This window comes from Pseudomonas sp. P110(2024) (assembly GCF_057480795.1).
Map to the genome: position 1 here is coordinate 59,236 of NZ_JBLIYT010000012.1, position 12,832 is coordinate 72,067.

General features: G+C 65.7%; 14 protein-coding genes and 1 tRNA gene. 6 read left to right on the forward strand and 9 right to left on the reverse strand.

The window, feature by feature from the left end; genetic code table 11:
• Nucleotides 1-9: 9 nt before the first annotated feature.
• Nucleotides 10-105: transfer RNA gene (locus tag AC25ND_RS19570), tRNA-Sec, on the forward strand.
• Between the two features lie 95 nt (nt 106-200).
• Here AC25ND_RS19570 and AC25ND_RS19575 read toward each other — a convergent pair.
• Nucleotides 201-1,190 carry an asparaginase gene (locus tag AC25ND_RS19575; RefSeq protein ID WP_028690258.1) on the reverse strand — a complete coding sequence of 330 codons (990 nt, stop codon included), beginning with the start codon at nt 1,188-1,190 and terminating at the stop codon, nt 201-203.
• A 75-nt stretch (nt 1,191-1,265) separates the two neighbouring features.
• Nucleotides 1,266-2,708, reverse strand: coding sequence for an alanine/glycine:cation symporter family protein (locus AC25ND_RS19580; RefSeq protein WP_028690259.1), 1,443 nt, complete (start codon nt 2,706-2,708; stop codon nt 1,266-1,268).
• Between the two features lie 181 nt (nt 2,709-2,889).
• On the opposite strand from AC25ND_RS19580, the gene AC25ND_RS19585 reads away from it, so the two are divergent.
• On the forward strand, nt 2,890-3,702 hold the full coding sequence (locus AC25ND_RS19585) for a helix-turn-helix domain-containing protein (RefSeq protein WP_062361865.1): 813 nt from the start codon (nt 2,890-2,892) through the stop codon (nt 3,700-3,702).
• Nucleotides 3,703-3,741: 39 nt separating this feature from the next.
• Here AC25ND_RS19585 and AC25ND_RS19590 read toward each other — a convergent pair whose 3' ends face one another.
• Nucleotides 3,742-4,581 carry an alpha/beta hydrolase gene (locus tag AC25ND_RS19590; RefSeq protein ID WP_062361868.1) on the reverse strand — a complete coding sequence of 280 codons (840 nt, stop codon included), beginning with the start codon at nt 4,579-4,581 and terminating at the stop codon, nt 3,742-3,744.
• A gap of 181 nt (nt 4,582-4,762) precedes the next feature.
• Here AC25ND_RS19590 and AC25ND_RS19595 point away from each other — a divergent pair, with 181 nt between their 5' ends.
• A complete protein-coding gene (locus tag AC25ND_RS19595; protein WP_028690262.1) occupies nt 4,763-5,647 on the forward strand; it encodes a sugar nucleotide-binding protein in 885 nt (294 codons plus the stop codon).
• Complete coding sequence (locus AC25ND_RS19600) at nt 5,640-6,572, forward strand: NAD-dependent epimerase/dehydratase family protein (RefSeq protein ID WP_028690263.1); 933 nt, start codon at nt 5,640-5,642, stop codon at nt 6,570-6,572. Before AC25ND_RS19595 ends, AC25ND_RS19600 begins: the two co-directional genes overlap by 8 nt.
• Nucleotides 6,573-6,646: 74 nt before the next feature.
• Here AC25ND_RS19600 and AC25ND_RS19605 read toward each other — a convergent pair whose 3' ends face one another.
• The gene (locus AC25ND_RS19605) at nt 6,647-7,087 is read right to left on the reverse strand and encodes a winged helix-turn-helix transcriptional regulator (RefSeq protein WP_486976530.1); all 441 of its coding nucleotides are present in this window, start codon (nt 7,085-7,087) and stop codon (nt 6,647-6,649) included.
• A 104-nt stretch (nt 7,088-7,191) separates the two neighbouring features.
• Between AC25ND_RS19605 and AC25ND_RS19610 the strand changes: the two genes are divergently transcribed.
• Nucleotides 7,192-8,412: an MFS transporter gene (locus AC25ND_RS19610; protein WP_486976531.1), complete on the forward strand. Its 1,221-nt coding sequence runs from the start codon at nt 7,192-7,194 to the stop codon at nt 8,410-8,412.
• On the opposite strand, the gene AC25ND_RS19615 is transcribed toward AC25ND_RS19610, so the two are convergent.
• The 5 genes from AC25ND_RS19615 to AC25ND_RS19635 form a co-directional block, all read right to left on the reverse strand.
• A complete protein-coding gene (locus AC25ND_RS19615; protein ID WP_028690266.1) occupies nt 8,400-9,083 on the reverse strand; it encodes an OmpW/AlkL family protein in 684 nt (227 codons plus the stop codon). The genes AC25ND_RS19610 and AC25ND_RS19615 overlap by 13 nt on opposite strands.
• Nucleotides 9,084-9,192: 109 nt before the next feature.
• Nucleotides 9,193-9,678, reverse strand: a complete 486-nt coding sequence (locus AC25ND_RS19620; RefSeq protein ID WP_036985990.1) for a DUF3299 domain-containing protein — start codon at nt 9,676-9,678, stop codon at nt 9,193-9,195.
• A 99-nt stretch (nt 9,679-9,777) separates the two neighbouring features.
• A complete protein-coding gene (locus tag AC25ND_RS19625) occupies nt 9,778-11,043 on the reverse strand; it encodes an ABC transporter permease (protein WP_062361877.1) in 1,266 nt (421 codons plus the stop codon).
• Nucleotides 11,043-11,753 (reverse strand): ABC transporter ATP-binding protein, encoded by a 711-nt coding sequence (locus AC25ND_RS19630; RefSeq protein ID WP_062361880.1) that lies wholly within the window; start codon nt 11,751-11,753, stop codon nt 11,043-11,045. Before AC25ND_RS19630 ends, AC25ND_RS19625 begins: the two co-directional genes overlap by 1 nt.
• A complete protein-coding gene (locus tag AC25ND_RS19635; RefSeq protein WP_069016310.1) occupies nt 11,754-12,341 on the reverse strand; it encodes a DUF2796 domain-containing protein in 588 nt (195 codons plus the stop codon).
• A gap of 135 nt (nt 12,342-12,476) precedes the next feature.
• Here AC25ND_RS19635 and AC25ND_RS19640 point away from each other — a divergent pair, with 135 nt between their 5' ends.
• A complete protein-coding gene (locus AC25ND_RS19640) occupies nt 12,477-12,821 on the forward strand; it encodes a hypothetical protein (protein ID WP_486976532.1) in 345 nt (114 codons plus the stop codon).
• The last annotated feature ends 11 nt before the right edge of the window (nt 12,822-12,832 follow it).

The following is a 12,832-nucleotide window of genomic DNA, read 5'->3' on the forward strand; positions in this document are numbered from 1 at the left end:
TGATTTCAAGGAAGGCAATCGCGCCCGGTGGCGCGGCCGGGCTTCAAACCCGGTTGGGGACGGCAGCCGTTCCCGGGCAGGTTCGACTCCCGCTGCCTTCCGCCACTTTTCCAGAGGCTGAAACGATCGCGGGGCAAGCCCGCTCCCACGGATTTGTGGGAGCGGGCTTGCCCCGCGATGGCGAACGGACGATCTGCGAGTCAGGCGCGCTCGCCGCACAGGTCCAGCGCGAACCAATGTTCCGCCGCCTGCACGTCCAACCCTGCGCCCAACAGCGCAAACAGCTTGCCCAGCGCCGCCTCGCGGGTCATGCCACCGCCACTGACCAGACCGGTGTCACGCAGACGGCTGCCGGCGGCATAGGTGTCGAATACCACCGAACCTTCCGGACACTGGCTGATGGCAACGATCATCACCCCACCCTGGCGGGCGTCGTGCAGCACGTCGAGCAGTGCCTGGTCGTCGGACGGGCCGGTGCCACTGCCGTAGCACTCCAGCACCAGCCCCTGGATGCCACTGTCGAACAGGCCACGCAGATGTTCGGCGGCAAGGCCAGGGAACACCGGCATGACCGCCAGCTTGACCGGCTGGCGTGGCTGACGGTAGTCCAGGCGGGTCGGCAGCTCAGAAGTGTGTTCGCCCTCGCGATGGCGGGGCAGCACGGTGAAGGCGTCGAACGCCTCGCTGCGCAACTTCGAGGCGCGGCAGCCGTGCAGCAGCTGACCGTGGAAGTACAGCTGCACGCCGTCTTCCAGGCCGTTTTCGAACAGGTTCAGGGCGCCGACGAGGTTGGCCCAGGCATCGCTGTCCGGCGCGCCGGCCGGTAGCATGGAACCGGTCAACAGCACTGGTGCTGGCAGGCCCAGCAACAGGAACGACAGGGCCGCGGCGCTGTAGGCCAGGGTATCGGTGCCATGCAGCACCAGCACGCCGTCGTGGCCATCACGCTCGACCGCCTCGACGATGGCATCGCGCATCGCCAGCCAGTTGGCCTGTTGCATGTTGGCGCTGTCGATCAGTGGGTTCAGCTCACGCAGCGACCAGTGCACCTTTGGCGCGTCGCCGCAGTTGGCGAAGTGGTCACGCATGCGCGCTTCGAAGCCACCGGCCGGCGCGAGGCCTTCGGCGGTCTGTAGCATGCCGATTGTGCCACCGGTGTAAAGGACGAGAAGATTCTTGACTGCACGCATGGGAATTTTCCGTAGCGATGTAGCGAAGGAAGAGGCAGCCGCCCACGGACGGGGCGGCTGGGGCAGGGGAGAATATCAGCGCTGAGCGTGCGCCTGAACGGCGGCTTTGTCAGTGGCTGTTTCAGCCTGCGGATTGGCCGGCCAGGCGGCACGGTCCAGGTCCAGGTCGGTGAACTTGCTGGAGTCGAACACTGGCTGCTTGATACCAGCCTTGCGCTGAGCGTCGTAGTCGCGCATGACGCGTAGGCCGACTTTGAACAGCATGGCCAGGGCGATCAGGTTGACGAATGCCAGGCAGGTCATGGTGATGTCGGCGAAGGCGAACACGGTCGACAGGTCCTGCGTCGAACCCCACACCACCAGCGCCAGTACCAGGCCGCGGAAAGTCATCAGCACGGAGCGGTTGCGGCTGAGGAACTGCAGGCTGTTTTCGCCCAGGTAGTAGTTGTAGAGAATGCAGGTGAAGACGAACAGCGACAGCGCGACGCTGACGAAGATGCGGCCCCAGTCACCGACCACGGCGGCCAGCGAGTTCTGGGTCAGGACGATGCCGTCACCTTCGAAGCCCGGGGTATAGAAGCCCGACAGCAGGATCAGCAGCGCGGTGCAGGTGCAGATCACGAAGGTGTCGAGGAACACGCTGAAGGCCTGGACTACGCCTTGGGCGCCCGGGTGCTTCACGGCGGCCACGGCGGCGACGTTCGGCGCGCTGCCCAGGCCTGCTTCGTTGGCGAACACGCCACGCTTCACGCCCATGACGATGGCGCTGCCGAGCAGGCCAGCGAACGCAGGGTCGAGACCGAAGGCGCTCTTGAAGATGGTTTCCAGCATGGCCGGGACGTGTTCGATCTGGGTGCCGATCACGTACAGGGTCACGCCGATGTAGGCCAGGGTCTTGACCGGTACCAGCAGGTCGGACACTGCGGCGATGCGCTTGATACCGCCGATGAAGGTCAGGGCCAGCAGGGCTGCCAAGACGATACCGGTGTGTTTCGGATCGAAGGCAAAGGCGTTCTGCAGCGAGTGGGTCACGGTGTACGACTGCAGGCCGATGAAGGCGAAGCCGTAGGTGACCAGCAGCAGGATCGAGAACACGATCGCCATGCTTTTCAGCTTCAGGCCGTGCTGGATGTAGTACGCCGGGCCGCCGCGGTACAGGCCATCGCCATCGGCGCGCTTGTAGACCTGGGCCAGGGTGCATTCGAAGAAGCTGCTGGACATGCCCACCAGCGCGGTGACCCACATCCAGAACACGGCGCCCGGGCCACCGAGGGTCACGGCGATACCGACACCGGCGATGTTACCGGCGCCGACGCGACCGGCCAGGCTCAGCATCAAGGCCTGGAACGAGCTCAGTTGGCCTGCCTGGCCGCGAAGGGATTCCTTGAAGACACCGAACATGTGGCCGAAATGGCGGAACTGGACGAACCGCGAGCGGATGGTGAAGTAACCGCCGAGTCCGACGATCAGCACGATGAGCAGTTTCCCCGAGAGGAAATCGTTGAGTGCTTCGAGCATTGGAAAATGACCTCGATTCTTATTCTTCGCGTGGAAAGACCAGCGGGCGGCAGGCGCACCGCTTTTCATTGGGGGCGCATGGTTGGCTATGACAACTGTGGTTACAATTTCGCGGGTTGCTCCGTTTTGGTGCGACTTGATGCTAGAATGGCGTCACTCGCATCATCCGGACCTGCGCATCATGGGCGATCATTTCGCTATCAACCTCAAATTGGCCTGTAGCCACTACCGCTCTATCTCCGAGGTTTGCCGGCAGCTGTCGATCAATCGCGCGCAGTTCAACAAGTACCTGAGCGGTCAGAGCCGTCCGACGGCTTACAACCTCAAACGCATCGGCGATTTCTTCGGCGTCGAGGATTACGAGCTGGGTCTGCCGGCCGAACAGTTCGCCCGCTTGATCGGCGCACGCACCCAGGAACAGCGTGTCGGTCCTCAGGACGACCCGATCAGCGAACTGTTCAAGCCGCTGCATAAAGAAGCCGGCAACCTGTCGCGCTATTGCGGCTACTACTTCGAATATTCCAACTGCATGTCGGTGCCAGGCTCGATCCTGGTGTCGCTGGTGCATCTGTGGGAGGAGCGCGGCAGCTTTTTGTTCGAGCGCCAGGAACGCCAGGAGCGCAGCAGCGGCCTCGACCAGCACGCCGAGGTGCGTTGCCGCTACCTGGGCGCGGCGTTCCAGCTGCAGGACCGGATGTTCCTGATCGACTACGAGTCGCTGACCTTCAACGAGATGAGCCAGACGATTCTCATCCCCAGCTTCAAGAGCCGCATCAGCCGCCTGAACGGCCTCAAGACCGGGGTTTCCAGCGGTGACCGGCGCAATCCGGCGTGCACCCGGGTGGTGTGGGAATACCTAGGCGAGGAGATCAACCGCATCAACGCCTACCGGCAGATCAAGCTATACCGCCCGGACGATCCGCGCATCGATGACGACATCCGTGATCGGCTGAGCGCGGGGATGGTCAGCAACGGGTTGTTCGAGATCGAGTGAGCCATCATTGGCCGCGCATTGGGAGCGGGCGCCGCAGGACTAGTCGAGAATGAACGCCGCCACCGCATCGGCCACCTGGTCCGCGACCTCCGGCCGGGCCCGCAGGTGCGCGGCGATGCCGTGGTCGCAGTCGGTGAGCATCAGGCACTCCACATGGGGCGCCGGCACCGAGCGCAGCAACGCGTGGGTGACCTCCTCGGGAATCGGGCTGTAGCGCTCGACGCCCGCCAGCCGCCGGGTACCGGCCGAGGTGCCGGGCCCCTGGCCGTGGACCCTGGAGTTGAGCCCGTCGTATTCGCCGATCACCAGCAGCACGCGGCCCTGGAACTGGCGCAGGAAGGCGTAGCTGTCGCAGTCGAGGAAGGCATAAGGCTTGCGGATGGCCTCGCTGAAGGCCGGCCCGAAGGGCGCGGCATGCGCCGCGTCGGGGTAGACCGCCGGGCAGATCAGCACCAGCTTGCGCACGCTGGGGCGCTGGGCGGCCAGCTTCAGGGCTATGGACGCGCCCAGGCTGTGGCCGACCAGGGTGTCGCTGCGCGTGTCCAGATGCCGGTGAAAGCGCAGGGCCTCCTGCAGGTTGATGTCCAACGAGGCGTCCTTGGCCCCTGGTTCGCTGGCCAGGCTGTGGCCGGACAGGTTGCCGGTCAACGAGCCGATGCCCTGCTGCTGGAGGCGGTAGAGCAACGGGTTGAGGCGGGTGAAGTCGGAGCGTGCGCCGCCGACCACGAATACCGAGGGGGCACGCTCGGCGTCTGGCAGCAGCAGGCGTGCCTGCTGGCGATAGTCGGCAAAATCCTCGTCAATGAACCGCTCCGGGCCGGGCGCGGGCTCGTCGAATTGCCATCTGGCGCGCTGTGCAGTGTTCAGTTCGGCATCCATGTTGATCTCCTTGAACAGGCCTGGCGCAGTATAAGTAGCTGTCGGCAAAGGCGGAATACCGCCCCGACCGGTGCCAATCGCCACGCGGCGCGCGCCAGGCCTTGCCTGGGTTGGACTTCCCCTGTCGGAAACAGCAAAATGAACCCCTTTCCTCCATCGACCAACCGGACCTGTTGACTCTATGCGTATGCGCCTGATGCTGTTGGGTGGTGGCAATGCCCTCGGGCAAGCGCTGATTCGTCTTGGGGCCGAGGAAGATATCGCCTTCCTGGCGCCTCGCCCGCCGGAAAACGGCTGGGATCCGGCCAGCCTGACCCTGCTGCTCGACGAGCAACGTCCGCACGCCGTGGTCAACCTGGCCTATTATTTCGACTGGTTCCAGGCCGAGTCCGTCAGCGAGCAACGCCTGGCCCAGCAGGAGCGGGCGGTGGAGCGGCTCGCCGAGCTGTGCCAGCACCACGAGATGATCCTTGTGCAACCGTCCAGCTACCGTGTGTTCGATGGCTCGCGCGCCACTGCCTACAGCGAGAAGGACGAGCCGGTGCCACTCGGCCTGCGCGGCCAGGCGCTCTGGCGCATCGAGCAGAGCGTGCGCGCCACCTGCCCGCAGCATGTGCTGCTGCGCTTCGGCTGGCTGCTGGACGAAAGCATCGACGGCGCGCTCGGGCGCTTCCTGACCCGCGCCGAACAGCCCCAGGAATTGCTGCTGGCCGATGACCGCCGCGGCAACCCGACGCCGGTGGACGACGCCGCGCGGGTGATCCTCTCGGTGCTCAAGCAGCTCGATTGCCAGGCGCCGCTGTGGGGCACCTACCACTATGCTGGCAACGAGGCTACCACGCCGCTGGTGCTCGGCCAGGCGATCCTCACCGAGGCCACCCAGTGGCGCAAGCTGGCCGTTCAGGCGCCGACCGCCCAGGCCCACGCCGCCCGCCCGGATGCCAGCGAGGAGCCACAGCACGCGGTGCTGGCCTGCAAGAAGATCCTTCACACTTTCGGCATCAAGCCCCGCGCCTGGCGCGCCGGCTTGCCGCCCCTACTGGACCGATTCTACCGACATGGCTGACGCCCCCATCCTGATCACCGGCGGTGCCGGCTTCATTGGCTCCCACCTGTGCGATGCGTTGCTGGAGAAAGGCTACGCGGTGCGTATCCTAGACGACCTGTCGACCGGCAAGCGCAGCAACCTGCAGCTCGGCCATCCGCGTCTTGAACTGCTCGAAGGCGATGTCGCCGACGCCGCCCTGGTGGCCCGTGCCGCCACTGGTTGCCAGGCGGTAGTGCACCTGGCTGCGGTAGCCTCGGTGCAGGCCTCGGTGGAAAATCCGGTGAAGACCCACCAGAGCAACTTCATCGGCACGCTCAATGTCTGCGAGGCGATGCGCCTGAATGGCATCCGTCGCGTGCTGTTCGCCTCCAGCGCGGCGGTGTACGGCAACAATGGCGAAGGCCAGTCGATTGCCGAGGACACGCCCAAGGCACCGTTGACTCCCTATGCGGTGGACAAGCTGGCCAGCGAGCAGTACCTGGACTTCTACCGCCGCCAGCATGGGCTGGAGCCGGTGGTGTTCCGCTTCTTCAATATCTTCGGGCCGCGCCAGGATCCTTCCTCGCCGTATTCGGGGGTGATCAGCATCTTCTGCGAGCGCGCCACCCAGGGTACGCCGATCACCGTGTTCGGTGATGGCGAGCAGACCCGCGACTTCCTGTTCGTCGGCGATCTGGTCCAGGTGATGGTGCAGGCACTTGAACAGCCGGTGGTGGAAGAGGGCGCGGTGAATATCGGCCTGAACCAGGCGACTTCGCTGAACCAGTTGCTCAAGGCACTGGAGCAGGTGGTGGGCGGTTTGCCGGCGGTCAGCTACGGTCAGGCCCGCTCGGGCGATATCCGCCATTCGCGGGCAGACAATTCGCGCTTGCTGGCGCGTTTCGCGTTCCCTGAGCCGACGCCGTTCGTCGAGGGGCTGGCGCGGTTGCTCGGCAAGGTCTGAATCCCCATCGCGGGGCAAGCCCACTCCCACGTCGCCATGGGGGCTGGTGGGAGCGGGCTTGCCCCGCGATGGCATCACGAATGCCGGACCACTTGCCGCCGGCAATCCTCCGGCCGCACCTCCCGCCCATCCCGGGCCCGCACCTGCAGCGTCTCCAGGCCTTGGCCACGATCATCCACCACCTGCGAGCGTGATTCCCCCGCCGTGAACAGGTAGCGCTCCCCCCACTGGCGCAAGCCGATCACGATCGGAAACACCGAGCGCCCCCGTTCGGTCAGCACATATTCCTTGTAGGCACTGCCATCCGAGGCCGGCTGCTGCACCAGCAGTTCCGCCTCCACCAGCAGCTTCAAGCGCGAAGCGAGGATGTTCTTCGCCAGCCCCAGGTTCTTCTGCAATTCGCTGAAGCGGCGCAGGCCGTCAAAGGCATCGCGCAGGATCATCAGCGCCCAACGGTCGCCGATCACCTCCAGGGCGCGGGCCACGGGGCATTGCTGGTTGTTCTCGTCGAGCATGGCGCGATCCTTGGGTGTTTATCTGGTTGCAGAATAAAACCACCTTTGCTAGAAAGCCAGTCATGTGGTTTTAAATTGAAACCAGACTTGAAAGGAAGTCTCCGATGTCGACGCTCACCCGTGGATTGACGTTGTTGTTGGCCGCCGCCTGCGCACTGGCCGTGGCCACGGTGTATCTCGCCCAGCCGCTGCTGGAGTCGATGGCAGCGAGCCTTGGGGTGAGTAGCGCCCGCGCCGGCCTGATAGTGGGGATGACCCAGGCTGGCTATGCCTTGGGGTTGCTGCTGATCGTGCCGCTGGGGGATCTGCTTGATCGCAAGCAGCTGATCCTCGGCCAATTGCTCGTCTCGTCCGGCGCCTTGCTGGCCGTAGCCTTTGCCGTGGACTGGGCCGTGCTGCTGGCCGCAATGGCCCTGATCGGCCTGGCCGCGGTGGTGGTGCAAGTGATGGTGGCGCATGCCGCCACGCTCGCCACGCCCGCCGAACAAGGGCAAGTAGTGGGCACGGTGACCAGCGGCGTGGTGTTGGGCATCCTCTCGGCGCGCCTGGTATCAGGCGCGGTAGCCGACCTGCTCGGCTGGCAGGGTGTGTATGGCCTGGCGGCGGTGCTTGCGCTGGCAATGGCGGGGCTGCTCGCCTGGCGCTTGCCTGTCGCCAGGCCGCAGGGGCAGAGGCAGCGCTATCGGGCGTTGCTGGCATCGGTGCTGCGGCTGTATCGACATGACCGTCTGCTGCGTGAGCGCGGTGTGTTCGCGGTGCTGGTGTTCGCGGCGTTCAGCGTGCTGTGGAGTGCGATGGTGCTGCCCTTGAGCGCCGCGCCACTGGCACTGGATCACACGCAAGTCGGGCTGTTCGGTCTGGCCGGCGTGGCGGGGGCACTGGCGGCATCGCGTGCCGGGCGTCTGGCGGATCACGGACATGGACGGCGGGTGACTGGCTGGGCATTGGGTCTGCTGACCCTGTCGTGGCTGCCCATCGCCTACCTTGAGCAATCATTGCTGGCGCTGGTAGTCGGGATTCTGATGCTGGACCTGGCCGTGCAGGCGGTGCACGTGACTAACCAGAGCCTGCTGCTGGCGGGGCGCGGCGAGATGGCCAGCCGGCTGATCGGCGCCTACATGTGCTGCTATTCGCTCGGCAGCGGGGTAGGGGCGGTCGTGGCGACCTGGGTTTACGGACAGTGGGGCTGGGTGGCGGTGTGCGGGGTGGGGGCGGGGATAAGCGCGCTGGCCTGGGGCTATTGGGGGTATCTCTGGAGCGTCGAGACGATGCGTGGCGCGCCCGCTCCAGAGGGAGCAGGCGCGCCTGCGGATCAGAACTTGTAGCCGATACCGACCATGTAGACCCACGGATCGACATCGACGTCGACTTTGGTCTTGCCGACGCCCAGGGCGCTCGGGCCATCGATGCTGGCCTTGGTGTCGATGTCGACGTACCAGACCGCGGCGTTGAGCAGCAGGTTGTCGGTGAGCATGTAGTCCATGCCCAACTGGCCGGCGATGCCGACCGAGTCCTTCAGCTTCATGTTGCTGAAGCCCTGGGCCTTACGGTCGCTGGTCAGGTCCTCATCGAAGAACATCGTGTAGTTGATGCCCACGCCGGCGTATGGCTGGAACTTCGAGGACGGCGCCATCGGGTAGTACTGCAGCGACAGGGTCGGCGGCAGTTGCTTGATGTCGGCCAGCTTGCCGTCCAGGCCAGGGCCGAGGCCCTTGACGCCGACTTTGTGCTGGAACGGGGTGGCGGCCAGCAGCTCGAGACCGATGTGGTCGGTGAGCATGTAGGCGAAGGCCAGGCCCAGCTGGGTGTCACTGTCCAGAGTCGCCTTGGTGCCCGAGACCTTGGCGCCGTCGAGCTTGATGTCGCCGCTGTTCTCGTTGGGCGCGGTGGTGATGGCGCCGGCGCGGAGGATGAAATCCCCCGCCTGGTGGGCGTGGGCGACAGGGGCTGCAAGCGCCAACGCGACGAGCGAGGCACCGAGCAAGGACTTGTTCATGGAAGCTCCCAGAGGACGTGAGTAATCGAGTAGTCCAATGGTACGAAGCTGACTAAACAGAAAGTTTGACCCAGCTCAAAGAAGCCGTGCTATCGGGGTGACGCAATGCTCACTTCAGCTCATAAGCGTAGATTTTCTCTGCTTCCATCTGGTAACCGGCGTCCGCCAGTTCGCTGCTGCTGGCCTTGACCTGCATCGTGCCCTCGATCCAGTACGGTTGGTACAGGTCTTCGATGCGCACGCCCATCTCGCTGAAGATATGCACGATCTGGTTCGACGGCGGTGGCGGCACATGGATGCAGGCGCCGTAGTAGGGCACCAGGAGGAACTCGGTGGTGCGGCCTTCGTCGCTGACTTCCAGCGGCACGATGTAGCCGGGTATCTTCACCTGCTGGCCGTCCAGGGCTTTCACCACCGGCGCGTTGGGCGCCTGCTGGCGGGCGGCGGGGGCGGCCTCGGCGGACAGCGCGTCGCTGATCTGCGACAGATCGTGCAGGGGCGTCAGTTGTGGCGGGATGACCGGCGCGCCCTCGGGGATCAGGGCGGGCCAGTCCAGCTCGCGCGGGTCGGCGGCCCAGAGGGGCAGCGAAGTCATCAGCAGGATCGTGAGCAGCAGATACTGAATGATCGGTCTTGCCCTCTTCGCGGGTTTACCCGCGAAGAGGGTGGTGAAGTCTAGGATCATGTCTGTCTCTTAAAGGTGGATCGACAAACCATCGGCCAACGACTGCCGATAGGCGCGCCAGGCCGGCACGCTACCCATCAGCAGCGCCGCGCCGAGGATGATGGCCAGCAACGTCCACTCGTGGGCGCTCGGCCAGGCCAGTGGCAGGTATAGCCCATAGTTGGCCTGCACATAGCCCTGGGCCAGGGCTATGCCTGCGTACAGCAACCCCAGCCCGGCGGCGATGCCTGCCAGCGCCAAGGCCAGCGCCTCGAGCACCAGCAATCCGGCGATATGCCAGGGACGGGCACCCACCGATCGCAGGATGGCCATTTCCCGGCGGCGCTCGTTGAGGCTGGTGAGAATGGCCGTGAGCATGCCGATCAGGCCGGTGAGCACAACGAACAGCGACACCACGAACAAGGCCTGCTCCGCCGTGCCCATCAGGCTCCACAGCTCCTGCAGGGCCACGCCGGGCAGGATCGCCAGCAGCGGTTCGGCGCGGTATTCGTTGATCTCGCGCTGCAGGCTGAACGTGGCGATCTTGCTGTTGAGCCCGAGCATGAACGCGGTGATGGCCGCAGGCTGCAGGTCCATGGTGCGGGCCTGCTCGGCGCTGATGCGCCCGGCGCCACGGGCCGGCACGCCGTTGTGCCAGTCGATGTGGATCGCCTCCATGCCGGCCAGGCTGATGTGCAGGGTGCGGTCCACCGGGGTGCCGGTGCGCTCGAGCACGCCGACCACGGTGAACGGCTTGTCGTCGTGCTTGACCAGGCTGATGGCGGCTACACCATGCGCCAGGACCAGCTTGTCGCCGAGCTTGTAGTGCAGCGCCTGGGCCACTTCGGCGCCGAGCACCACCTCGAACGGATCGTCGGCGAACGCCCGGCCCTGGTCGAGTGCCAGGTGCTGACGGCGGCCGAACTGGTAGTGGCTGAAATAGTCGGTGGTGGTGCCCATCACCCGGTAGCCACGGTGCGAGTCACCCAGGGAAATGGGGATGGCCCATTTCACCCGCGGGTCGCTGGCGTAGTGCTGGTAGCTGTCCCAGCGGATGTTGTTGGTGGCGTTGCCGATGCGAAACACCGAGTACAGCAGCAGGTTCACCGACCCCGAGCGGGCGCCGACGATCAGGTCGGTGCCGCTGATGGTGCTGGCGAAGCTGGCGCGGGCCTCGGTGCGCACCCGCTCGACGGCCAGCAGCAGGCACACCGACAGGGCGATGGCGAACGCGGTGAGCAGGGCGGTGAAGCGGCGGTTGGCCAGGCTGGCCAGGGCAAGGCGAAGCAGGTACATCAGGCCTCCCGGGGCTTGGCGGCGCGGTTGAGCTCGGCCAGGGACAGGTGCCGGTCGAACAGCGGCGCCAGGCTCTGGTCATGGCTGACGAACAGCAGGCTGGCACCCGCGTCGCGGCATTCGTCGAACAGCAGGCGGATGAAGGCCTCGCGGGTGTCGGCGTCGAGGGCCGAGGTGGGCTCGTCGGCAATCACCAGCTCGGGCTGACCGATCAGCGCCCGGGCCGCGGCAACCCGCTGCTGCTGGCCGATCGACAGGCTGTCGGCGCGGCGGGCGAGCAGCGCCGGGTTGTCCAGGCCAAGGTGGGCGAGCAGTTGGGCAGCGGCCTGGTCGATGCTGCCATGGCGCTGGGCGGCGCGGGCCGCGCGGCTTTTCGAGAAGCGACAAGGCAGCTCGACATTCTCCCGCACCGACAGGAACGGCAGGAGGTTGAACTGCTGGAAGATGTAGCCGGTGTGATCGACCCGGAAACGGTCGCGCGCACCCTGGCCCAGGGCCGCAAGGTCCTGGCCAAGCAGGCGGATGCTGCCTTGTCCGGGGCGGTTGACCCCTCCCAGCAGGCCGAGCAGGGTGGTCTTGCCGCTGCCGCTGGGGCCCTTGAGGAACAGCGCCTCGCCGGGCTCCAGGCGAAATGCAGGGATTTCCAGCAGCGGCGCCTGGCCGGGCCAGGCGAACACCAGGTCATGCAGTTCGATCAGCGGCTGGTTCATTCAGAACGCGACCACGGCCTTGGCGGGGGTGGCCTCGATGCCTTTCTGGCCGTTGGGGCCGATCAGTTGCACGTTGATCTTCTGGGTCTGCGGGAAGGTCTTGAACAGCGGGCCGAGGTCGATCTGGGTGAGTTTGTCCGGGGTGGCGCAGGTCAGCTGGTAGTGGGCGTTGACGTCGGCGTGACCGTGCTCATGCTCATGGCTGTCGCCATCCTCGTCGGCCTGGGCGGCGTCGCCGAACAGCGGGCTTTCCAGCTCCTGGGCGTCTTCCTTGCAGCCGGCTGCCGGGGCAACGCCGAACAGTTTCAAGGGCTGTTCGAGCTGCTGGCGGGCGGCGGCGACCTTGGCCTTGTCGGTATCGTTGCTGGCCACGTGCTCGAAGCCGACAATGTTCATCGCCGGGCTGTCCAGTTCCAGCTCGAGGGTGTTGCCGTCGAGCACCGCGTTGAGCTTGGCCACGCCATGCTCGTGGGCACCGAGGGAGCCATGGGCGTGGTCATGATCGTGGTCGTGGTCGTGGTCGTCGTGGGCATGGGCCACGGCCAGGGGCAGCAGGGCGAAGGGCAGGGCGAGCAACAGACGACGCATGGACGGCTCCACAGGCGGTTTGGGAAAGATTATGTGATGTTATAACAATTTTTCTTTGCCCCGCCAGCCTGCCTGGCACAGGTTTCATGTTCGTGGGAGCATGGCGGCATCGAGACTGGAGGCAGGGTACCTATCGTGAGAATTCGTGGACAGATCGGTGAATGGCCGGTGGACCTGACCATTGAGCTGGCGCCGGAGGAGTGGGCGCAGCTGGGGCGTCGACTGGAAGTGCCGGCGTCTGTCGAGGCGGTGCCGGTCACCACCAGCCCGGCACCTCGGCAGGATGACGGACAATGGGCAGCGGCGCGTGACGTGCTGCGCCAGGCGGGGCAGATGAGCGGGCCGGCGCTGCTGGAGCGCCTGGAGGGGCTGGCCGGGAACGTGGCGGCGGGCAAGCGGCTGCTGGTGCGCTTGCGCCACAGCAGTGATGTGAAGGTGGAAAGCGGCGTGGATGCGCCGGTTTATCGCTGGGTGGGGTGAGGGGCTGCAAA